Genomic DNA, 21730 nt, shown 5'->3' with positions numbered 1-21730 from the left:
AGGTTTCTAAACTTTGAACCTATGAATCTTTTGCCACTTCGAATTCGATAAAAACAAAGAAGATTGTCACAAATCGACAAAATTTTAAAAAACTTTGAACCTTTGTCACTTTGTCACTTTGAACCTAAAAAATAACAAAAAACTATCTAAACAATGCAAATTACAAACCAAGCCGGCGATCAACACGAAGTGCCGACAGAAGGCGGAAAAGGAAATCAGTACCTTTTGCCTTTTATTCTAGTTACATGCCTATTTTTTCTTTGGGGAATGGCCCACAATTTAGATTCTGTTTTGATTCCGCACCTAAAGAAAGCGTGTGAATTAAACAATCGCCAATCTACTCTAATTGATACTTCTGTATTTTTTGCTTATTTTATTATGGCAATTCCAGCGGGAATGCTGATTAAAAGATTTGGTTATAAAAACAGTATTATCACAGGATTGTTAGTTTTTGCTATCGGAGCATTTTTATTTGTTCCAGCCGCTAATACTAGAACTTACGAATTGTTTTTATTTGCTCTATTTGTAATAGGATGTGGTTTAACGATTCTAGAAACCAGTGCAAACCCATACGCGGCAATTTTAGGGCCTGCTGAATCTTCTTCTAAAAGATTGAATTTAGCAGCTTCTTTCAACGGATTGGCAGCCATGGTTGCTCCTATTGTAGGTTCGTTGTTTATTCTTTCAGGAACCAATCATACTCCAGAGCAAATGGCAGCAATGCCTGAGGCAGAAAAAGCGGCTTATTTATTAGGCGAAGCAGCTTCTGTAAAAATGCCTTATATCGTACTGGGAAGTATTTTAGTTTTGGTTGCAATTGTTTTCTACTTCGTACAATTGCCTTCAATGAAAGCCACTCATACAGAAGCTGAAATTAAACCAGGATTCTTCTCGGTTTTAAAATTCAGACATTTAAGCTGGGGCGTTGTAGCTCAATTTTTTTATGTTGGAGCTCAAGTTTGTATTACGAGTTTCTTTATTAGAATTGCACAGCAAGGTGCTGGATTAGACGAAAAAACGGCTGGATATTATCTAGGAATTTATGGTTTCCTTTTTATGGCAGGACGTTTTATTGGAACATTCTTTTTACGTTTTGTAAAAGATTACGTTTTATTGTCAATCTACTGCGTCATGAGCGTTTTACTTTGTTTAGTAGCTATTTACGGTTCTGGAATTGTGGTTATCTACGCTCTTGGAGGAATTGGGTTCTTTATGTCAATTATGTTCCCTACGATTTTCTCTTTAGGAATTAAAGGCTTAAAATCGAATACAGAAACGGGTTCTTCATGGTTGGTAATGTCAATTGTTGGAGGAGCAATTATTCCATACGGAATGGGAACTTTAATCGATATGAATCATGATGATATTCAGTCGGGATATATTATTCCGTTGGTTTGCTTTTTGATTATTCTTTCTTTTGGAGCTTTTGGACATAAAGTAAAAGCTGTTTCTGAATAGTTTTTTTGCCACACATTATTGGGATTAAAAAGGATTTTTTTAGCCACAACCCGAGCGATAGCGAACAGGCGAAGCAAATTTCACGAATTAGCACAAATTTATTTTAATAAAAAATTTAAATATCAATTGCCTCCAGCTTTAGCTGGAGGTTTTTTGTTTATGCAAATAAAAGGCTTTAGCCAAACTTTTGCGCCTAGTTTGGCTAAAGCCAATAAATCTAGAATCTAGTAACCTCCAGCTAAAGCTGGAGGCAATTCATTTTAGCTATGAATTAGTGTAAATTACATTCTTTAAAAAATAAAAATTAATGTCAATTTTTGAAATTGCTTATGTTATTTCCTATCGCTCGTATTGTGGCTATAAAAAATCAAAAACGCCTCCCATTGGAGACGTTTTCTTTTAGTCATGTTTATTAATGGTGTTTGCCATTACCGTGATCGTGGTTCTTGTCTGACTTATTTCCTTTGTTTTTTCCTTTATTATCTTTATCATTTCCGTAATGATTTCCGTTGTTGCCTTTTGGTTTTTCTCCTCTATTTTTTTGAGGTTTTCCGTGGTAACCTTTCGGATATTCGGCTCTATGTTTTGTGTGATAGTAATAAGGAGAATCTCCTCTATAATCAGTCAAAACTACTTTGTATCCTGAATATAAATCATAACTTCTATATCTTGACGGAAGTCTTTTTTCGCGCATCCATTTTCCGCCATTATCGTAAATAAATACGCTCTGATTTACATCATAATATACATCAATGTCTGGTAGGTAATAATACCTGCTGTCGTCATAACCTTGTGGTCCCCAATTAGGCGGTGTTCCGATGTTTACATTTACAGATACCTGTGCTTGAGCAAAAAATGCACTCATAAAAAGCACTGAGGCGAATACTAACTTTTTCATGTCTTTAGAATTTAAATGTTAATCTTAATAGATAATAATCGAAAGTAATGCCAAAAATTTGCGTGTAAAGCATTCATTATACAAAATTACTAAACTAATCGACGAAGAGTGCTTTTTAAACGATATACATTTCAAAAAAACGTCTCAAAAAATTGAGACGTTTTTTATCATTATAAACAATTATTTCCAACCACCACCCAACGCTCTGTACAAATTAATAACAGCTTGTAATTTTTGAAGATTATCATTAACTCCGTTCAATTGTGCTGCTAAAAGATTTTGCTGTGATGTTAATACATCTGTATAGTTAGTTGCAGAACTATATTCTAAAAGTTCTTGCGTAAAGTCTACTGCTTTTTCTAAAGCTGCAATTTGTTTCGCTCTAGAATCTTCTTTTTCAACAGCCATTTGATACGCATACAAGGCATTTGAAACTTCCTGACCTGCTACTAAAAGACTTTGCTGGAAGTTATTGTATGCTTGTAATTGTTGTGACTGCGCTGTAGTCAATCTCATTTTATTTAAGCCATTATTGAATAAAGGCTGTGTTAATCCTCCAATAATCGAATAAAAAATAGAATGGCTGAAGAAATCATTCAATTCTAAATTTGAAAATCCTGTGCTTGCGGTAAGCGTCAGACTTGGATAAAAATACGTTTTAGCCAAATTAGTTGACTCAAAAGCAACTCTGAAATTAAATTCCGCTTGACGGACATCTGGACGATTATTCAATAACTGAGCAGGCATTCCGATTGCAATTTTTTCAGGAATAATCTGTGTTCCTAAAACGCCTCTATCAATTGGCCCGGGCCCTTGCCCAAGTAAAATATTTAGAGCATTTTCGGTTTCACGAATACTTTGTTTCAAGTCTGGAATTAAAACTTCTGCTGCATGCTGATTGGCTTCACTCTGAACAACCGCTGCACCTGTAACAATTGCTCCTTCTTTTAAAGCTTTGATAGTTTCAACGTTTTCGATACGAGTTTTTAACGTTTCTTCCGTAATTCTTAGCGATTCATCATACGATAATAGTAAGAAGTAATTATTGGCAATATCGGCAATCAACTGCGTTTGAACTGCTTGTTTCGCAGCATCAGAAGCTAGATAGGTTGCCAAAGCTGCTCTTTTAGAACTGCTTAATTTTCCCCAGACATCAATCTCCCAAGAACTGCTAACGCCTAATTTGTAAGTGGTAGTTAAGGTATTAATATTGATTCCAGCCGGAAAGTTTAATCCTGCCTGAGATTGTTTGTTGTGCGTTACATTGGCATCCAATTGCAATGATGGATAATAAGCCAATTTACTCTGGCGTAAAGAAGCTCTTGCCTGAACAATATTCTCAATTGCATTTTTCAGATTTAGGTTCTGTTCTAAACCTTTTTGAATTAATGCGTTTAACTTTTCATCTTTAAAAACGGTATTCCAAGGCATGTCTGCAATTGTAGTCGAATCGGTTGTAGACTGATCACGGTACAATTGATCTGTTTTTAAAGTAGTGGGACGTTCGTATTTCTTGGTAACAGAGCACGCACTAATCAGTGCGGCTGTTATTACCAGTAGAATATATTTATTTGAACTATTCGTCATTTTTCTTGTAATTAAATTTTACTCTTTGTGAGCTTCTATTAAATGAATTTCGTCTTCATCGTCGTCTTCATCATCATAACCATCTTTCGCTGGACCGCTTATTTTTTCTTGCAAGTTTTGGAAAATGATAAACAGAACCGGAATAACAAATACTCCCAAAATAGTTCCAATTAACATACCTCCAACAGCTCCAGTACCAATCGATTTATTACCAACAGCTCCAGCTCCAGAAGCAAACATTAAGGGAACCAATCCTAAAATAAAGGCAAATGATGTCATCAAAATTGGACGTAAACGCGCTACAGCCCCTTCAATTGCAGCTTGTACAACTGGCAATCCTTTACGTCTTCTGTCCAAAGCAAATTCGACAATCAAAATACCATTCTTCGCCAGAAGTCCGATAAGCATGATTAAGGAAATCTGCAGGTAAATATTACTATTCAATTTGAAAATAATCGAAAACAAATAGGCTCCTGCCAGTCCAAACGGAATTGATAATAATACGGCAAATGGCAGAATGTAACTTTCGTACTGTGCACTCAACAAGAAATAAACGAACACCAAACACAAGATGAAAATGAAAATCGTCTCGCTTCCTGATGCTAATTCCTCACGCGTTAAACCTGAGAATTCGTAACCATAACCTGCAGGAAGATTCTCTGCAGCTACTTCCTGAATGGCTTTAATTGCATCTCCAGAACTGTAACCTGGTTTTGGCGCCCCTGTAATCGAAATTGACGTAAATAAGTTAAATCTCGAAATAGATTCTGGTCCAAAAACTCTTGTCATTTTTACAAACTCCGTAATTGGCGCCATATTTCCTGCGCTATTACGAACGAATATCTTATTCAATCCTTCTGTATTCGCTCTAAATTCTGGAGCTGCCTGAACCATTACACGATATTGTTTTCCGAATTTGTTAAAATTCGACGCGTACAATCCTCCGTAATAACCTTGCATTGTTGACAGAATCGTATTGATAGAAACTCCTGCGTCTTTCGCTTTCGCTAAATTAATATCCATCATATACTGAGGAAAACCAGGATTAAATGGCGTTGTTGCGTATTGAATTTCTGGACGCTCCGCTAATTTTGCTAAGAACTCATTATTCACTTTATAGAACTCAGAAGTCGTGTGTCCACCTTTATCCTGCAATTGGAATTCAAATCCACCACTTTGTCCAAAACCTTGAATCGTTGGAGGCGAAATAAAGAATATACTTGCTTCACGAATACCGCTTGTTTTAGCAAAAAGCTGTCCGATTACATCATCAACGCTAAGATCACGCTGATCCCAAGGATATAATTTTACAATAACCATACTGTAGGCACTACCAGCTCCAGCGGTAAAATTCTGCCCCACAATGCGAAGTGTATTTTTAACGCCCGGAATTGTCTTTGCAATACTATCTACTCTTTTTGCTATAATATCAGAACGTTCCATCGAAGCTGATGGCGGCAAACTAATATTAGCAAAAACAGTTCCCTGATCCTCTGAAGGAACGAAAGCTGAAGGCGTAGTTTTCATCATATAAACTAATGCCACACCAGCAATTATAATTGAAGCTAATGCAATCCATTTTTTTACAGAAAGGAAACTTACTGAACGTTTGTATCTAGCGGTAACGTTATCAAACGCAACGTTAAAGGAAGTATAGAAACGCTGTAAATAACTTTTATGTTTATGATCGTCTGCATGCGGTTTCAATAAAAGCGCACACAAAGCCGGACTCAAAGTCAAGGCATTTACTGCCGAAAGAATAATCGCAACGGCCAGTGTAATACCAAACTGTTTGTAGAAAACTCCTGTAGATCCTCCAATAAAAGTTACCGGAATAAATACCGCGGCCATTACCAATGTAATCGAAATAATCGCTCCTGAGATTTCGTCCATCGCATGAATTGTAGCTTTTTTAGCCGATTTATATCCGTGATCGAGTTTGGCGTGAACGGCCTCAACGACGACAATCGCATCATCGACCACAATACCAATGGCAAGAACCATCGCAAAAAGCGTCAATAAGTTGATCGTAAATCCGAATAAATTCAGGAAGAAAAACGTTCCCACAATCGCAACCGGAACTGCAATTGCCGGAATTAAAGTTGATCTAAAATCTTGAAGGAAAATAAATACTACGATGAAAACCAATATAAAGGCTTCAACCAAAGTATGAATTACTTTTTCGATAGAAGCATCCAAGTTTTCGTTAACGTCCACCATAATAGTGTACTTCATTCCTTTTGGAAAACTTTTTGCTGCTTCTTCAATCAGTTTTTTAGAATTGATAATTACATCACGAGCATTAGATCCAGGCGTCTGGCTGATTGCCATCGCAGCCGATTCTACACCGTTTGTTTTAATTGTCGACGAATAACTTAAAGATCCTAATTCTACTTTAGCCACATCTTTAAGTCTCAGCATCTGTCCATTTCCAACAGATTTTATAACAATGTCCCCAAATTCCTCAGCACTTGTTAAACGTCCTTTGTATTTAATTACATATTGAAATGCCTGATTTCCGTTTTCACCAAATTTACCTGGTGCCGCTTCGATATTTTGCTCGGCTAAAGCTGCCGAAATATCACTTGGAATCAGTTTATATTGTTGCATTACATCTGGTTTCAGCCAGATTCTCATCGAGTAATCTTTTGCACCAAAAACGGTTACATCTCCTACCCCAACAACACGCTGAATTTGCGGTACAAGGTTAATCTTTGCATAGTTTTGAAGAAAAGTCTGATCGTAAGCTTTATCATCACTGTATAAAGAGAAAATCAACAAGTTACTACTCTGACTCTTGGTAACTGTTACCCCAGCCTGAGTTACCTCTACAGGCAATAAACTTGTTGCTCTAGAAACCCTGTTCTGAACGTTTACCGCTGCTAAGTCTGGATTGGTACCTACTTTAAAGAAAACTTTAATAGAAGCATTACCATCATTGGTTGCTGTAGAAGTCATGTAAGTCATGTTTTCTACACCATTAATTTGTTCTTCCAACGGAATAACGATACTTTTCAGTACCACATCTGCATTGGCTCCTGTATAGCTTGCTGCGACGTTTACGGTTGGAGGCGCAATATCTGGATATTGCGATATCGGTAACTCAATTAGGCCTAAAACACCTAAGATGACGATAATAACAGATATTACCGTCGAGAGTACGGGTCTTTGTATAAATTTTTTAAACATTTTCTTTATTTTAAATCGGCGTAAACTGCTTCTTGGCTTTGATTATTAGGTTTAATTTCAGTTCCTTCTTTCAACGAAGCTACTCCTTCTAATACAATTTCATCTCCAGGATTTAATCCGCTTGAAACTACATAATAATTACCTGCTGAATTGTCAAGTACTGTGATATTTGCATTTCTTGTTTTCTTGTCTTTACCTACAACTACTGCAAACATTTTATCTTGTAGTTCAAAAGTGGCACTTTGAGGAATAATCAAAGCTTCTTTTACATCCGTCGGAATACGAACTGTTGTACTGCTTCCGCTTCTAATAATTCCTTTTGGATTTGCGAAACGTGCTCTAACATTTACCGTACCAGTTTCGGTATTGATTAATCCGTTTACCGTTTCGATATTTCCTTTTTGATCGTATAACGAACCATCCGAAAGCAATAAAGAAACTGCTGGCATACTTTTGATTTTTTGATTTAATGAACCTCCACCATCTTTAGTAAAATTTAGCAGTGCTTTTTCATTCATTGCAAAATAAGCGTACACGTTACCAATACTTGAAACTGTCGTTAAAGGTTCTGTAGTATTAGAACTAACCAAACTTCCTAAACGGAAAGGAATTGAACCTACTACTCCATTTACTGGACTTGTAACTGTAGTATATCCTAGGTTAACTTTAGCATTTACTAAAGCCGCATTTGCCTGTGCTAAAGATGCCATAGCAGACTCGTAAGTATATTGAGCCGATTCTAAATCGTATTTGCTGATAATTCCTTTTTCAACCAATGGTTTTACTTTATTCACAGCCAATTTTGCAGAACTTACCTCTGCTTGAGCACTTTTAATGCTTGCTGTTGCAGTACGAACTTGCTGCTCATATTCTGGAGCGCTGATTTTAAACAATGGCTGGCCAGCTTTTACCACTGCTCCTTCATCAACATAAATCTTATCGATATATCCTTCAACTCTTGGGCGGATTTCTATATTTTGCTGTCCTTGAATACTAGCTGGAAAATCACTGTTTAACGTAGCTGATTCTGGCTGTAATGTAACAGTCTTATATTCTTTAATCTGCGGAGCTCCTCCGGCTTGTGCCGATTTGTCATTTTTACCGCAAGAAGCGATAATAAGGGATGCTGCAAGAATGCTTAAAAATGATTGCTTATTCATCTTGAAAAATGTGTAATTTATCTATTATATGACAACAAAAGAACTAAAATATAACATGCAAAAATTTTCAAATAGACGAAGAGCCCGATATAATCGATAAAGGTAAGATGACAACCGATGGATTTTTTTTAAATATTAAACAAGTGTTTAATTTTTATCCCGTCGGCTCTAAAATGCTTTTTAGAGACTCTAAATCGGGGTTTAGCGATTGCCCAATTTTCATATTCAAATAAAATGTAATATTGCCTTAAAATCACAAATTATAATGGCACCGAACTTTTTTAGACCCTATTTATTTACTGGACTACACATTCTTGGCTGGTCGCTATTAGGGTATCTTATGCTGTTTTATATTCCGCTGACTTGGAATGTTGTGCTTCCGCAAGCATTCTGGCTTTGGCAGAGTATTATATTGTTTTTATTAATGATTCTTTTTTATTCTACGGCAAAAAAAATAGTTCCAAAAACCATCATTAAAGACAATACTTCGGCATTTTTAATTTGGGCATTTGCAGCAATTATTGCCATGCAATTAATCGCTTATTTTTATACCTCACAAACCGATCTTCATACTCAAATCAGTAAAGCTATTGGCTTTAAAAAATATAAAAATCCGTATTTTGATAATTACGTATTTACTTTGACATTATTGGTGTTAGGAATAAGCACCAGTTGGGCAATGTTAACGCATTGGCAAAAAGCGGCACAGCATAAACAGAAACTGGAACAAGACAAAACAATGGCAGAATTGGCTATGTTGAAAGCGCAAATTAATCCGCATTTTTTCTTTAATTCTTTGAATAGCATTTATTCTTTGACTTATACTGATATTGAAGATTCTAGAAATGCGTTGCATACTTTAAGCCGAATGATGCGTTACTTGCTTTACAGCACAGAAGGCGAACGAACTACATTACTTAAAGAGGTAGAATTCTTAAAAGATTTTATCGCATTGATGAAACTTCGTGCCAATAGTAAATTGACTATTATCACAGAAATCCCCGAAAAACTGCACGATTATCCAATTGTTCCGATGTTATTACTACCTTTAGTAGAAAATGCGTTTAAACACGGTGTTCATGCAACCGATAAAAGTGAAATACACATTAAACTTTCGCAAAACAATACACATCTAGAATTTGAAGTAGAAAATACTTTTTTCGAAAAAACATCGGTTTCAGATGAAGGCGGAATTGGTTTAACCAACACCAAACGCAGATTGCAATTGATTTATCCAAATCAGCATTATATATCTTTTGGAGTTACCGATCATGGAACATATAACATTAAACTCAAAATAACTTTAGAGCAATGACCGTATTAAAATGTATAGCAGTAGATGATGAACCATTGGCTTTAAAACTGGTAGAAACGTTTATACAGCAGACTCCTTTTTTAGAATTAATAACAACTTGCGATAATGCTGTAGACGCGATGGGCATCATTAGAGAAACAAAACCCGATTTGGTTTTCTTAGACATTAATATGCCTAATTTAACTGGAATGGAATTGGCAAGACTTCTTCAAGATCAAGCTGGACCACTGCCTAAAATCGTTTTTACAACAGCTTACAATCATTATGCAATTGAAGGTTATCGTGTAAACGCTGTAGATTATCTTTTAAAACCTTTCAGTTATGAAGAATTTCTACGTGCTTCAAGCAAAGTTTTGCAATTAACCGAAGAAGCCAATAATACCTTTACCACAATTGCTGCAGATGACGAATTTATCTTTCTGAAAGTAGAATACCAATGGGTCAGAATTTCTCTAAAAGACATCACTTATATCGAAAGTTTAAAAGATTATGTAAAAGTACATCTTGAAGATTCTCAAAAAGCGTTAATGTCTCTTATTTCGCTTAAAGCATTAGAAGAAAAACTGCCTTCGTCAAAATTTATGCGCGTTCATCGTTCGTTTATTGTTTCGCTTGATAAAATAAGTGCTATTAGTAAAAACTCCATTTTTATAGATAAAATAGAAATCACAGTCGGCGAACAATACAAAGAAGCTTTTAAAACATTGGTCGAAAAATGGCTGAAATAAAATTAGAATTACAAAAATCATGGAAAAAAGATCAAATAAATATTATCTTACTTTAAGTCTTAAGGAATATTCAAATGGTGAAACTGAACCAGCAAAAGAACTCGGAATCGAATTTGATAATCACGATGAAATCTTCGGAATTATCGAAAGAATAAAATCTAAGAACATTTTCGCAAACGAATCTGAGGCAGTTCAATTTGCTTTAGGGTTAAAATTATTTAGCGAAATCAAATTAAAAAACCGCAAAAATCCTCTTTTTGAAGAATTAAATGAAGTTTTTCCGGTCTTCATGAAAAAATTAAAAAGTCTTTAAAATTCTCTTTAAAAATAAGACTTCAACCCTATTTTTATTGAATCACTGAATGTTAAATTTCTGCTAAGAAAAAAACAATACAATTCTTACTGGCAATATTTTGTCACAATTTTCCGTTCCAATTAGGCATGTCCCACTAAATGCTTTTTCCAAAAGAAGTTTAATTTCTGTTTTTGAAATTCTTCTGCTTCATATAAAATGGCATAAGCATTTAGGCATTCTTAATTGAAAAAACAGAGCATTCATTTGAAACTAACCATTTCAACTTTATTGAATCTCTACTTATAATCTTCACTTTCGAAATGTTCGATAATGCAAAAATTATTTTTTAACCATTAAAATGAAAGCATTATGATAATTCAAAAAAGTATTTTTCTTCTGTCCACAATTCTTGTTTTGGGAAGCTGTTCGAATAATGACAATACTGATCCAGACACCGATCCAGGACCAACTGGCCCACCTGTAGAAACTGGTACAGCCAACACCACTTATCAGCCCGCATTTTCTGGACAAACACGAGCAGGAAGCATTCAAACTACCACAGAATATGAAGCTAAAATAATCACCAGCGGTTTAAGCGCTCCTTGGGGAGTTGCATATCTTCCTGACGGACGTCTTTTGGTAACCGAAAAATCGGGTAAAATTAGAATTGTAACTCAAGCAGGAGTTATTGGTGAAGCATTAACAGGCGTTACTGCTGTAAATCCTGCAGATCAAGGCGGATTATTAGGTATTTGTCTAGATCCTGCATATGCTACTAACCGAATGATTTATTGGGTGTTTTCTGAAATCGTAGCTGGCGGAAATATTACTGCTGTCGCGAAAGGAAGAATATCTGATAATGAAACTGCGGTAGAAAATCCAACAGTTATTTATCGTTCGAATACTCCAAATGCAAGCACGCTACATTATGGTGGCCGTGTCTTATTTGACAAAACTGGAAATTTATTTGTAAGTATTGGAGAAAGATCTGTTTTACAAACTCGTCCGTTGGCACAAGCTGTGACGAGTAGTTTGGGTAAAATTGTACGCATTACAACAAGCGGACAAGCAGCACCAGGAAATCCATCTTTTACACAAACGGGGGCTTTGCCAGAGCTTTACACTATTGGTCATAGAAATCCGCAAGGCTTGGCAGTTCATCCAACAACGGGTGACTTATGGCAAAGTGAGCACGGCCCAAGAGGTGGTGATGAAATTAACCGAATTACAGCTGGAGCAAATTACGGCTGGCCAACAATTACTTACGGAATTGAATATAGTGGTACGAAAATTGGAGAAGGTATTACACAGCAAACTGGAATGGAGCAACCGGTCTATTATTGGGATCCTGTAGTGTCACCAAGTGGTATGACTTTCTACGCTGGAAACCGTATTCCAGAATGGCAAAATAACCTTTTTATTGGTTCATTGAACGGCATGCACATTGTACGTTTAGCTTTTAAAGACAATAAAGTAGCGGGTGAAGAAAGAATATTAGCAGGACAAGGTCAAAGATTTAGAGATATTACGCAAGGAAAAGATGAAGCATTATACGCCGTTACCGATCAAGGAAGACTTTACAAAATTGATAAAAAATAGAAAGTAAACTTGTTCACCATACATGCCAAAAACGCCCCAAATATGGGGCGTTTTTATTTATGTTTTTTTTGTTTCAGGTTTCAAGTTTCAGGTTAAACGCAACGGAATAAAACTTGAAACATGAAACGTGAAACAAAACAATTAAGCTTTTGCTTTTCTTTTTACCGTACAGCCAATTTCTTTAGTTTGTGTAATTGCTGGTTTTTGACCAATTTTAAGTGATGCAATTACATCTTCTGCATACTTTACTTTCTGCGGATTGTTCCCTTCTGGATCATTGTCGATTGCTCCCACATATTCTACTACATTACCTTTTGAAGTTTTAGAAACGATAAAGATGTGAGGCGTGCGTTTTGCACCATATTCATCGGTAATTTTTTGCCCTGGATCAAATAAATATGGGAACGTATATTTTTTCTCTTTTGCCAAATCCTGCATTTTTGCAAAAGTATCTGCATTAGAAGCCTCAGGATCATTTGGATTGATTGCAATTACAGGATATCCTTGAGATTTGAATTTTTTATCCAAATCGATAATTCTCTGCTCGTATCCAATTGCATAGGGACAAGTGTTACAGGTAAAAACAACAATATATCCTTTTGCATCTTTAAAAGTTCCAAAAGAAACGTCTTTGTTGTCCACATTTTTCAGTTTGAAATCTGGAGCTGCATCGCCCGCTTTAAGTGTTACAGCATTTTGTGCATGAGATAGAAAAGCAGAAAATGCCAATGCTAGTAATAAGATTATTTTCTTCATAATGGTTTACAGTTTTTTATATTCAGTTAATAATTGTTCGTAGGTAAATTCGCTTTCAACAAATTTTCGTTTATCATTTTTAATAAAAAGCGTTGCCGGAATACTTCCTGACCAGCTTGGGTCAATTCGATCAATAAACTCTTGAGGATTACTTTCGTTTAAAAGAAAGACTTCATTCTTTAAATTTTTCCTTTTCACAAACGGAATTACATTCGATTGCAATTTGGATTTAAAATCTAAACTTACTAATAAAACAGCTACTTTCTCTGATTTATGCTCTGCTCCCAATTTCTCAAAATGTGGCAATTCTTTTATACATGGCGCGCACCAAGTTGCCCAAAAATTGACTACATAAGTGCTGTCTTTTCCGTTTTTAATTCTTTCGTTGAGCTGATTTATATTTAAAAGCTTTACGTTCTGATTGTATCCTTTTACGGAAAAAAGCAGAAACAGAAGAAAGGAAATTTTTAAAAGTTTATTTTTCATAGACCTTTTGATCTTAAATTTAATTTGTTTCTTACAAATATAAACTAATGCTTAATTAGATTTTGTTAATGAAAATTTAATGTACTTTTTAAGATACTAAGATGCTGAGATACTAAGGCGCTAAGTTTAAAGGTATTGTTTTAGATTTTTGTTCAGTTCTATTACATCTTCCTGATAACGTGGGTATGTTGTCAAATTCCTCACGCTATGGTTTTCATTATTTGTCAAACCAATTCCTTTTATTTCTTCAAATGGAGATTGCATTAGTAATCCGTTTAAGAGGCAATCTGCAATATAATTGGAATGTGCATCAAATTTCGGAATTGAGTTCAAATACTTTACAATAATGGGTTTTAAAATTGCTTTTTGATTTTCAGAAATTCCTGTCATTGGAAGAAAAAGAAGAAACAGATTAGGATATTTTTCAAAAGCCAATAATTCATTCAAAGTAAAAAACCAAGCTTCAAAATGTCCTCCTAAATTTCCTATGTAAATATCATTCAGAAAAAAATTGATTTCATATTCGGCAAACTCAACTGCAAAATTTAAATTATCATTTATTCTGCCTGCAACATGTCTTGGATTTTCTTCTATATCATCATAATTAAAAAATATCCTTTCCCATTCATAAGCTTCTGTTTCATTAATTTCTACAACTTCTAGAGCTTCATCAATATTTATTTCTTCTCTCTCATCAAAACCTCTTGACCAGCAGAAATAATATTTCCAGAAAAAGGTATTATGGCTGAGTTCTTCAATTTGTATTATTTCATTCATAATTACAAATTATCTTGAGGTGTCCACATTCTAAAAAATTTAAACATTTTAGAGTATTCTTCCCGTGGTACAAATGCCATACAAACTTCTCGATTATCTAGTGCTGACTCGGTCAAAATAATATGATCCGGTTCTTTTCCTGCATTTATAAATTCTGTTTCAGAAACCACGCAGACCACTTTTTTAAATATTCCGTTTACCCATTTCTGCATATTTTCATTTTGCTCAAATTTTCTAAAACAAGCCAAAGATGCGTGGGCAGTTATTACCGGAACCAATTTGTCTGGAACGTCCTGTTTTACTAAAATGTACATTTTCATATTAAATCTTATTTCCTTTTTTGGGTATTATATCTATACTGCAAATATTTCTAACTACTTTTTCGTTTGATCTCAGGTTATAAACTACTGAAATTATTTAGAACAACTTTTCAAATAGTATTTTCTCTTCGTCTGATAATTGTCTGGCAATTTTAGCAAAATCTTTACTTTGCCCAAAAATGGTATACATAATGCTTTCCCAACAATAATCTGCCATTTCCTGAGGATTATCTCCACTTTTTGAATATTCTTTTAAATCCTCTTCAGTAAAATAATACGAAATAAAATTCTCCTTGCTCTCCAACAATAATCTCAAATTCTTTTCATTTGTAAAATAAGGAATATAAGCTTTATTATGCGGATGTTCCTGCATGGATAAAACAGCATTGATAAAGACTTTTATAGATTTTTCGGTTATGCCGAATTTCTCCAAAAATGCAGGCGTAAATTTTGCATGAACAGACTGATGTTCGCCATCAACTGTTTTATAATACTCTATTAGCGTATCAAAATATTTTTCATCTTGTAATCCTAAAGCAAAAACAGCAAAAGTCGACGGCATTGTACAATTCTCGTCTTCAAGATTGTTGTACCATTCGTATTCTTTTTTAGCCAAGTTAATATATTCTAAAATGTCCTTTTGAAGGTTTGGATATTGAACAGCTCCAGCAAAAAGATAGTTCTGCCCACATTTTGGAAGCCCTTTTATTGGAAGCAACTCTTTGTTTTTGGAGGAAAATGCGATTTCGTAGCTTTTAGGAAAATCGGTCTTCAGAAGATTATTTACAAAGTGTAATGCTTTTCTATAACTTTCTTCTGTTTCTGTAATCAGTTTTATATTGATTGTTGCAAAAACATCATTGGCTTTAGCTGTTAAATCACTGTCTTTATGTGCACTCAATTCTTTTGGAAGTTTTCCTGTTCCGTTTTTCTTTAATTGAGCTACTTCGTCAGACCCCAATTCTGTTACAACATCAAAATACTCATTTGCAGTAACTGTGGCATAACTTGGACCGTATTTAATATGAGAAACGGCAATATAACATATAAAACTTAAAAGCTCTTTTTGCTCTTCCGTCAATATGCGTTCTGGAAGTTCTTCTGTTGTTTTGGGTATAAAAATCTTGTATTTGCCTTTTTTTACTCTTTCAAAACTATTAAAAACCAATTCGTCTGCTTGCAATCCTAATGTATAACGATAACTATCAAATCCAGTAAGTTTTCTAAGTTTTTCGACAAATGAAATATAAAATTCTTTTGAGAAAGGTCTGGTCTGGAAAAAATATTCAATTATCGATGATAATAGAAATTTTTCGCCCGAAACTAATACATACGGATTTGGATATGCTTTATCAATTTGAACTGTATTATTATCAATCGCTTCAATGAATTTTTCTAAAAGCGATTCGTTACCTTCTATTTTTACTAAATAGTTTAATTCTCTCATTATATTTTATTCGTTTTTCTTATAATTTCTTTAAATCCGTCTCGATTCGTTTTTTCGAAAGCAGAAAAGTTTTTAAATCAATTTTTCCTTTTGATTTATTGTCTTCTAATTCCTTTAATTCAAGTTGGAGTTCTCTGTATCGAATCTCATTTTCTGATCGTTCTTTTTGAGGATAAAGCACATCCAGCTCATCTTCTACATTTGTGTTTTTACTCAAGACTTCTTCTAGCGAGTTTCCTAAAAACACCCAACGGTCATCATCATATCCAAGATTTCCAGCAGGAATGAGAATTATTGGAAACCCCTCGTTTTCTCTGAGATCATAAGCATAAAACTTCCCTCCACCATTAAAAGCTATTGGAAGAAATGCCGGCGCCCAAATTGGAAATCCGTAATTTATATACATCTGACGAATTTCTTCTAACGAAAAAAAGCCAAATTCACGTTCGCCATTTATAATTCCACCACCGTTTGAATACTGCAAAAGTTCGATATATTCTTTCGGAAGCCTTAGCTGTTGAGGAATAGGGAAATATTTTGGATCTCTACCATTTGGATACAAACTCTCGATATCAGGAAAATTGTCAAACTCATCTTTTGAAAATAATTTGGTAAAGAAATCTTCCGAAACCGATTCTGTTAAAGCTGCTTGCTTATCGAAAAAAGTAAACTTACTGAACCACATATTTATTCGGTTTCATCATCTTCGTAAGCTTCTTCATCATCATACGAAAGATAGGACCAATCGATATCAAGATTCTCCAGAATGGCATCAAACCGTTCTTGATTGCTTGATCCAATAAAAGCTGCCGTACAATTGTTTTCTTGATCGAATGACAAACTGATTACAACATAAAAATCATCTGTATATACCTTTTGTTTTTCTCTACTGATTTCTGGAACAAGCGTATAATTTTCTTCAACTAGCTTTACAATTTCCGAATTAATTTTTCCAAAATGATTTCCATTAAATTGAAGTCCGCCCAATGTTCCGCTGAAAACTGCCATTAGTAGAAAAAAGTTCTCCGTTGTTTGAGTTTCGATTTCCCAATCCGATTTTTCGATTGTATCGTAATTGCCGTAAACTGGAGGATTTCCCTTTGATAAATCTTCCTTTTTAATTCCCCAAAAAGCAACATTTTGATTTTCTTCGTAAAAAACCAGAAAATCATCATCTGAAAATCCAATTTCATTTTCAGGTTTCAAAAGTCTGTTAAAACAGTAATTGAGGTTTTCTTCTTTCCCTAATTCCAAATAGTATTCTTTGAGTTTTGAAGGAAGTTTAATCTCTAATGTTCTCTCAAGATCGAGAATTTGATTTTCTGAAAATCCGTAGTTTTCATTTTCAGACAAATTGTAGAGGCGTTTAATTTTTTGAATGTAATTCATTTTGGCTGTAGCTTTAATCAAATGTGAAAATACACAAAAACGGTGTAAGATTGCAACTACTTAATACTAGAACTTTATTTTTTTTTGAGAAGAATGAACGATTCCTAAAAATTGTTTTTTTTCTAGTCACTTTTTTTTGACTAATTGACTGGCGATGATATTCGGCTGAACTTTGCAGTAAATTAAAAAACTCGGGAGTCATTTTAAAAATTTCTATGAAAATACTGTCGCTACTATTAATCTTGATTTGCAGTGCAAGCTGCCAGTCGCAAACAAATTCAAAAATGAGTGAAGAAAAAATAAATCCGTTATTATGTGATCCTGTTAGCGGAATGTGTGAAATGCCTTTCGGCGAAAAATCGAATGAAACTACAAATATTTCAACAGAAAATAAACCTGTAAAAATTATTTACTATACCGATCCCATTTGTTCTTCTTGCTGGGGAATTGAACCTCAGCTTAGAAAATTAAAACTTGAATATGGCGATTATTTTGAAATTGATTACCGAATGGGCGGCTTATTACCTGATTGGAGTTATAACAGCGGCGGAATAAGCAAACCTTCTGACGTTGCACATCATTGGGATGAAGCGAGTTTGTATTACGAAATGCCGATTGACGGAAATGTTTGGATTGAAGATCCGTTAGATTCTTCTTATCCTTCTTGCATTGCCATGAAAGCGGCTCAAATACAGAGTAAAGAAAAAGCTGTAAAATTTATGCGTGTTCTTCGCGAAGAATTATATCTAAACAAAAAGAACATAGCCAAATGGGAAAACATAGCCGAAGCAGCAAAAATTGTTGACTTGGATGTTCCAAAACTAAAAGCAGATTATGAAGGAGATGCCAAAAAGCTTTTTCAAGAAGATTTAAATTTAGCCAAAACGCTTGGAGTACGAGGTTTCCCAACCTTATTTTTAGCCGATGCTGATAATAACCAATTAACGGTTTACGGTTCTAAACCTTATGCTGCTTATGAAAATGCTTTATTAGCATTATTTCCCGATGCAAAAAAGAAAACCATTAAAAATGAAACTCCACTAGATTTATTTCAAATTTTCCCAACATTAGCTCCAAAAGAGTATGCTGTGATTTTAAATAAATCAACTTCTGAGGCCACTTCTATTTTAGAAAAATTAAATCAACAAGGTTTGTTGGATAAAAAGACAATTAAAAATGGTTCGCTTTATATTAAAAAATAAATAAAAGAATATTGAAATCATGTTCCATCGGAACATTTGGTTGGTAGAAAAAAAATAAATAGATTGTTCGTTTCGTCCCGTAGGGACGTCTGATTGTTTATCATTTTAAATTAATCTCAATTTATCAAACGTTCCTACGGAACGTAAAAAATGAATGAATGAATTTCTACCGATGAAATGTTCCGATGGAACATATGGAATATATAAAAATATGTACGTTTTGGATCGTCTCATCGGAACATCCGTTTACGTTATAAAATTGGTTCTTTAAAAATGTATTGATTATCAAATTCTACTTCAAAAGCTATCAGCTGTTTCTGGTATTCTTCTAAAAATGTTTCTTTTTTATGATGCTGTTCTTGATTTTGAATGTACCGAATGACATTCGGCACATGGCTTCTTGAATATGAAAAAGCGCCATATCCTTCTTGCCATGAGAAATCAGCTGCCAATTTTTCTTCTTTAATCCATTTGCTAGTTTCTGTTTTTATATTTTGGACTAGCATAGAAATAGATTGTGTAGGACGCATCCCAATAAAAATATGAATATGATCTGGCATACTATTAATACATAACATTTTATGATTATTGGCTTGAATTATACCCGTAATATATTGATGTAATTTGTCTTTCCAATCTTTTGAAATTAATGCTTTTCTATATTTTACCGCAAATACAAATTGTATATGCAATTGTGTGTATGTATTTGCCATAACCAACCAAACGTTCCTACGGAACGAAAAAAATAATCCATCATTAAAAGTTCTACCGATGAGATGTTCCTAGCGGAACATTTTTTCTCTTAGTGATGTAAATTTTAAACATTCTATTTTTTCGGATAGCTACTAAAAGTCATATGAGTGTTAGTTTAAGACAAAAAAATGTTCCGTAAGGAACATTCTTCGAATCTTATCAATCAAGAAATTTTAAAAATTTCAATCCATTAGCATAAAAAAAATGTTCCGCTAGGAACATCTCATCGGTAGAAAAAAAAATGTTTACGTAGTTGTCGTCCCGTAGGGACGTTTGATTGGTTTATTAAATTTCCCTCAAAATCAAATCGGCTACAACATCTATTGCCTGATTAATAATCTCTTCTGGATTTCCTTTAAACTCAAAACGTTTGGCAATTTGTATCTCGCCAAAAATGATATGGATAAAAATAGTTCCAACAGGTTTAGACTCACTTTCGCTTCCGCCAGGTGTAGTTAATCCCGTTAAACCCACACAGATATCCGAATTAATGTAACGGTAAAAGTTCTGTGCCATTAACTTGGTCACTTCTGCAGATTCGGCACTGTATTGCTCAATTGTTCCCCACGGAATATGAAGCAAATCTTCTTTCATAGACGAATGATAACAAACCATTCCTCCTATGAGGATTCTTCCGGAATTAAAAACTGTTGAAAATTCATAACACATTTTTCCCGCCGAAGCGCTTTCTGCAAATGCTATTGTTAAATTCTTTTCTATTAAAGCCTTACAACATGCCGTTACCTTATCTGATGCCATATCGATTTAAATTTAATTGCACATTCATTTCATCTCAAAAGTAGATTGTTTAAACACAATTGCCTTACATAATTTCTTACAACATTTATAATATAAATAACTGTTAATTATGCAACTATAATGTTTTTTCATATAAGGTTTCTGATCTGTTTACAGGGTAATTTTGTAAATACAGCTTTTCTTAGTGACTTTATAAAAGTACAAGCCAGAAAAAATTAAAAGCCGAAAATAGCTCATTTAAAGAAAAGCTAAGGACATGGATAACAGTTAAAACTGTAAAGATTAATAAAGGTCTTCGTCGTGAAGATTCAATATTGAAAATAAAATAACAAATCAAAAAAACACTATTATGGAAAAGCAACATAACCATGATTATGGTCAATTTGATCCTGATTATATCGAACAAAACACACTTGTAGATGGTACTTATTCTAATGAAGACGAATTTAAACAAGTTTTGAAAAAAAATGATAACCGAGAATTTGGCGAAAGCGATCCCGATCATTACGAACAAAATACGCTAGTTGATAATGACAATTATGCACGAGATGAAGATCCTTATCAATATCAGGAAGAGTTTATTGAAGATCCTACGCGTCTAACAGGTGATTTTGTACCGAATACTACTATTCGTTCAGAAAACATTCCGAATCAGGAAAGAATCATCAATGAAGATGATGCCATTACAAATGATGGCACAGAAGATGACTTAAACGATGATTATGATCCAGATTTAGATTACGAAAAAGATCGTGAGAAAGAGGAAGATTTGGATAAGGATGAAGAATTGGATGATTTTGACGCCGAACATTATCCTGAAAACCATCCTAGAGAATAGCAAAAATTATCGTAAATTGTAAAGCATTAATTTATGTCTATAGCAGTTCAAATTGTCTGGCTTTTTGTATTAGCAATTCCGATTGCCTGCATCAGCTGGACTGTCACACATGAAGAGATTTTTAGAGAACCGCATGAATGGTGTGTCAAACATTCTAAAAATGACAAATTTATACTGTCAAGAAAATTTTTCTATCTCCTTACCTGTGAATATTGCTTTAGTCATTATGTTACAATTGCCTTTCTGATTATCTGTGATTATAAACTTTTGTTAAATGATTGGAGAGGATATATTTTGGCAGGGTTTTCTCTAGTTTTTATGGCAAATGTTTATATGAGTCTTTTTGCTCTATTGCGCCAAGCTATAAAAAAGGAAAAGGTCGAAATTGAGAAAATTGAAAGTGAAACTGACACTGAAAACAGTAAAAATTAAAAAATAACAAATAAGTATAATTAAAATTAATTGGCATTATGGAGAATTTAAATTTTATAGACCCATTATTACACGGAATTGAACCTCAAAAGCAACCGTTAAATCTGTCAGTAAAACAAATGGTTTGTGCTGGTGTCGGTGCTCTTGTTGCAGCGGCAGTTTTAAAACAAACGGGACATAAAAAAGTAGGTGCTGTTGTAGGCGGTCTTGCATTACCAATTTTAGCATCGGCTTGTTATAAAAAATACAGTCAAGTATCTAAAGAAAAAATTGATGCGCAGGCAAGCAGTGGTATCGAATACAATCATTAATGGTTTAAATAAACTATCATAAAAAAAGAGC

At 34.2% G+C, this 21730-nt stretch carries 22 protein-coding genes; 9 read left to right on the top strand and 13 right to left on the bottom strand.

Features of this window, described 5'->3' with window-relative positions; genetic code table 11:
- The first annotated feature begins 153 nt into the window (after positions 1–153).
- Complete coding sequence (gene fucP, locus AC3Y25_RS15895) at positions 154–1458, top strand: L-fucose:H+ symporter permease (protein WP_489903399.1); 1305 nt, start codon at positions 154–156, stop codon at positions 1456–1458.
- 412 nt (positions 1459–1870) lie between these two features.
- Here the strand turns inward: fucP and AC3Y25_RS15890 are convergent, their stop codons facing one another.
- The 4 genes from AC3Y25_RS15890 to AC3Y25_RS15875 form a co-directional block, all read right to left on the bottom strand.
- Positions 1871–2356 (bottom strand): hypothetical protein, encoded by a 486-nt coding sequence (locus AC3Y25_RS15890; protein WP_489903398.1) that lies wholly within the window; start codon positions 2354–2356, stop codon positions 1871–1873.
- Positions 2357–2536: 180 nt separating this feature from the next.
- Positions 2537–3943: an efflux transporter outer membrane subunit gene (locus AC3Y25_RS15885; RefSeq protein ID WP_489903397.1), complete on the bottom strand. Its 1407-nt coding sequence runs from the start codon at positions 3941–3943 to the stop codon at positions 2537–2539.
- Between the two features lie 18 nt (positions 3944–3961).
- Complete coding sequence (locus tag AC3Y25_RS15880; RefSeq protein WP_250836379.1) at positions 3962–7132, bottom strand: efflux RND transporter permease subunit; 3171 nt, start codon at positions 7130–7132, stop codon at positions 3962–3964.
- Between the two features lie 5 nt (positions 7133–7137).
- On the bottom strand, positions 7138–8292 hold the full coding sequence (locus AC3Y25_RS15875; protein ID WP_427874214.1) for an efflux RND transporter periplasmic adaptor subunit: 1155 nt from the start codon (positions 8290–8292) through the stop codon (positions 7138–7140).
- Between the two features lie 265 nt (positions 8293–8557).
- On the opposite strand from AC3Y25_RS15875, the gene AC3Y25_RS15870 reads away from it, so the two are divergent.
- The 4 genes from AC3Y25_RS15870 to AC3Y25_RS15855 all read left to right on the top strand — a co-directional run bounded on the left by AC3Y25_RS15870 (position 8558) and on the right by AC3Y25_RS15855 (position 12229).
- Positions 8558–9607 carry a sensor histidine kinase gene (locus tag AC3Y25_RS15870; protein ID WP_489903396.1) on the top strand — a complete coding sequence of 350 codons (1050 nt, stop codon included), beginning with the start codon at positions 8558–8560 and terminating at the stop codon, positions 9605–9607.
- Positions 9604–10335, top strand: coding sequence for a LytR/AlgR family response regulator transcription factor (locus AC3Y25_RS15865; protein WP_095930718.1), 732 nt, complete (start codon positions 9604–9606; stop codon positions 10333–10335). Before AC3Y25_RS15870 ends, AC3Y25_RS15865 begins: the two co-directional genes overlap by 4 nt.
- A 19-nt stretch (positions 10336–10354) precedes the next feature.
- Complete coding sequence (locus AC3Y25_RS15860; RefSeq protein ID WP_095930719.1) at positions 10355–10648, top strand: DUF3861 domain-containing protein; 294 nt, start codon at positions 10355–10357, stop codon at positions 10646–10648.
- A 351-nt stretch (positions 10649–10999) separates the two neighbouring features.
- Positions 11000–12229, top strand: a complete 1230-nt coding sequence (locus tag AC3Y25_RS15855) for a PQQ-dependent sugar dehydrogenase (protein WP_489903395.1) — start codon at positions 11000–11002, stop codon at positions 12227–12229.
- Between the two features lie 141 nt (positions 12230–12370).
- On the opposite strand, the gene AC3Y25_RS15850 is transcribed toward AC3Y25_RS15855, so the two are convergent.
- The 7 genes from AC3Y25_RS15850 to AC3Y25_RS15820 form a co-directional block, all read right to left on the bottom strand.
- A complete protein-coding gene (locus AC3Y25_RS15850; RefSeq protein WP_489903394.1) occupies positions 12371–12985 on the bottom strand; it encodes a thioredoxin family protein in 615 nt (204 codons plus the stop codon).
- A 6-nt stretch (positions 12986–12991) separates the two neighbouring features.
- Complete coding sequence (locus AC3Y25_RS15845) at positions 12992–13471, bottom strand: TlpA disulfide reductase family protein (protein WP_095930722.1); 480 nt, start codon at positions 13469–13471, stop codon at positions 12992–12994.
- Between the two features lie 126 nt (positions 13472–13597).
- Positions 13598–14248: an Imm19 family immunity protein gene (locus tag AC3Y25_RS15840; protein WP_489903393.1), complete on the bottom strand. Its 651-nt coding sequence runs from the start codon at positions 14246–14248 to the stop codon at positions 13598–13600.
- Positions 14249–14250: 2 nt separating this feature from the next.
- Positions 14251–14568 carry an aminoacyl-tRNA hydrolase gene (locus AC3Y25_RS15835; protein ID WP_250836385.1) on the bottom strand — a complete coding sequence of 106 codons (318 nt, stop codon included), beginning with the start codon at positions 14566–14568 and terminating at the stop codon, positions 14251–14253.
- Positions 14569–14665: 97 nt separating this feature from the next.
- Positions 14666–16015: a DUF6138 family protein gene (locus tag AC3Y25_RS15830; RefSeq protein ID WP_489903392.1), complete on the bottom strand. Its 1350-nt coding sequence runs from the start codon at positions 16013–16015 to the stop codon at positions 14666–14668.
- A 19-nt stretch (positions 16016–16034) separates the two neighbouring features.
- On the bottom strand, positions 16035–16700 hold the full coding sequence (locus AC3Y25_RS15825) for an SMI1/KNR4 family protein (RefSeq protein ID WP_489903391.1): 666 nt from the start codon (positions 16698–16700) through the stop codon (positions 16035–16037).
- 2 nt (positions 16701–16702) lie between these two features.
- A complete protein-coding gene (locus AC3Y25_RS15820; RefSeq protein ID WP_489903390.1) occupies positions 16703–17404 on the bottom strand; it encodes an SMI1/KNR4 family protein in 702 nt (233 codons plus the stop codon).
- Between the two features lie 284 nt (positions 17405–17688).
- Here AC3Y25_RS15820 and AC3Y25_RS15815 point away from each other — a divergent pair, with 284 nt between their 5' ends.
- Entirely contained in the window at positions 17689–18606 is a 918-nt protein-coding gene (locus AC3Y25_RS15815; protein WP_489903389.1) for a DsbA family protein, read from the top strand.
- A gap of 251 nt (positions 18607–18857) precedes the next feature.
- On the opposite strand, the gene tnpA is transcribed toward AC3Y25_RS15815, so the two are convergent.
- Together tnpA and AC3Y25_RS15805 are read right to left on the bottom strand one after the other, a co-directional pair.
- The gene (gene tnpA / locus AC3Y25_RS15810; protein ID WP_489903388.1) at positions 18858–19319 is read right to left on the bottom strand and encodes an IS200/IS605 family transposase; all 462 of its coding nucleotides are present in this window, start codon (positions 19317–19319) and stop codon (positions 18858–18860) included.
- A gap of 325 nt (positions 19320–19644) precedes the next feature.
- Positions 19645–20118 (bottom strand): CinA family protein, encoded by a 474-nt coding sequence (locus AC3Y25_RS15805; protein WP_320493777.1) that lies wholly within the window; start codon positions 20116–20118, stop codon positions 19645–19647.
- Positions 20119–20467: 349 nt separating this feature from the next.
- On the opposite strand from AC3Y25_RS15805, the gene AC3Y25_RS15800 reads away from it, so the two are divergent.
- Genes AC3Y25_RS15800 through AC3Y25_RS15790 form a run of 3 tightly spaced genes read left to right on the top strand, consistent with a single transcriptional unit; the run spans position 20468 to position 21699 of the window.
- Positions 20468–20956 (top strand): hypothetical protein, encoded by a 489-nt coding sequence (locus tag AC3Y25_RS15800; protein ID WP_489903387.1) that lies wholly within the window; start codon positions 20468–20470, stop codon positions 20954–20956.
- Positions 20957–20989: 33 nt separating this feature from the next.
- Positions 20990–21388, top strand: coding sequence for a hypothetical protein (locus AC3Y25_RS15795; RefSeq protein WP_250836393.1), 399 nt, complete (start codon positions 20990–20992; stop codon positions 21386–21388).
- A gap of 38 nt (positions 21389–21426) precedes the next feature.
- On the top strand, positions 21427–21699 hold the full coding sequence (locus tag AC3Y25_RS15790) for a PrgI family protein (RefSeq protein ID WP_250836394.1): 273 nt from the start codon (positions 21427–21429) through the stop codon (positions 21697–21699).
- Positions 21700–21730: the final 31 nt, after the last annotated feature.

The sequence above is a fragment of the Flavobacterium sp. LK-23 genome (genome assembly GCF_058135255.1).
Note: the sequence above shows the minus strand (reverse complement) of the source record. Positions and strands in the feature narration are given on the sequence as shown.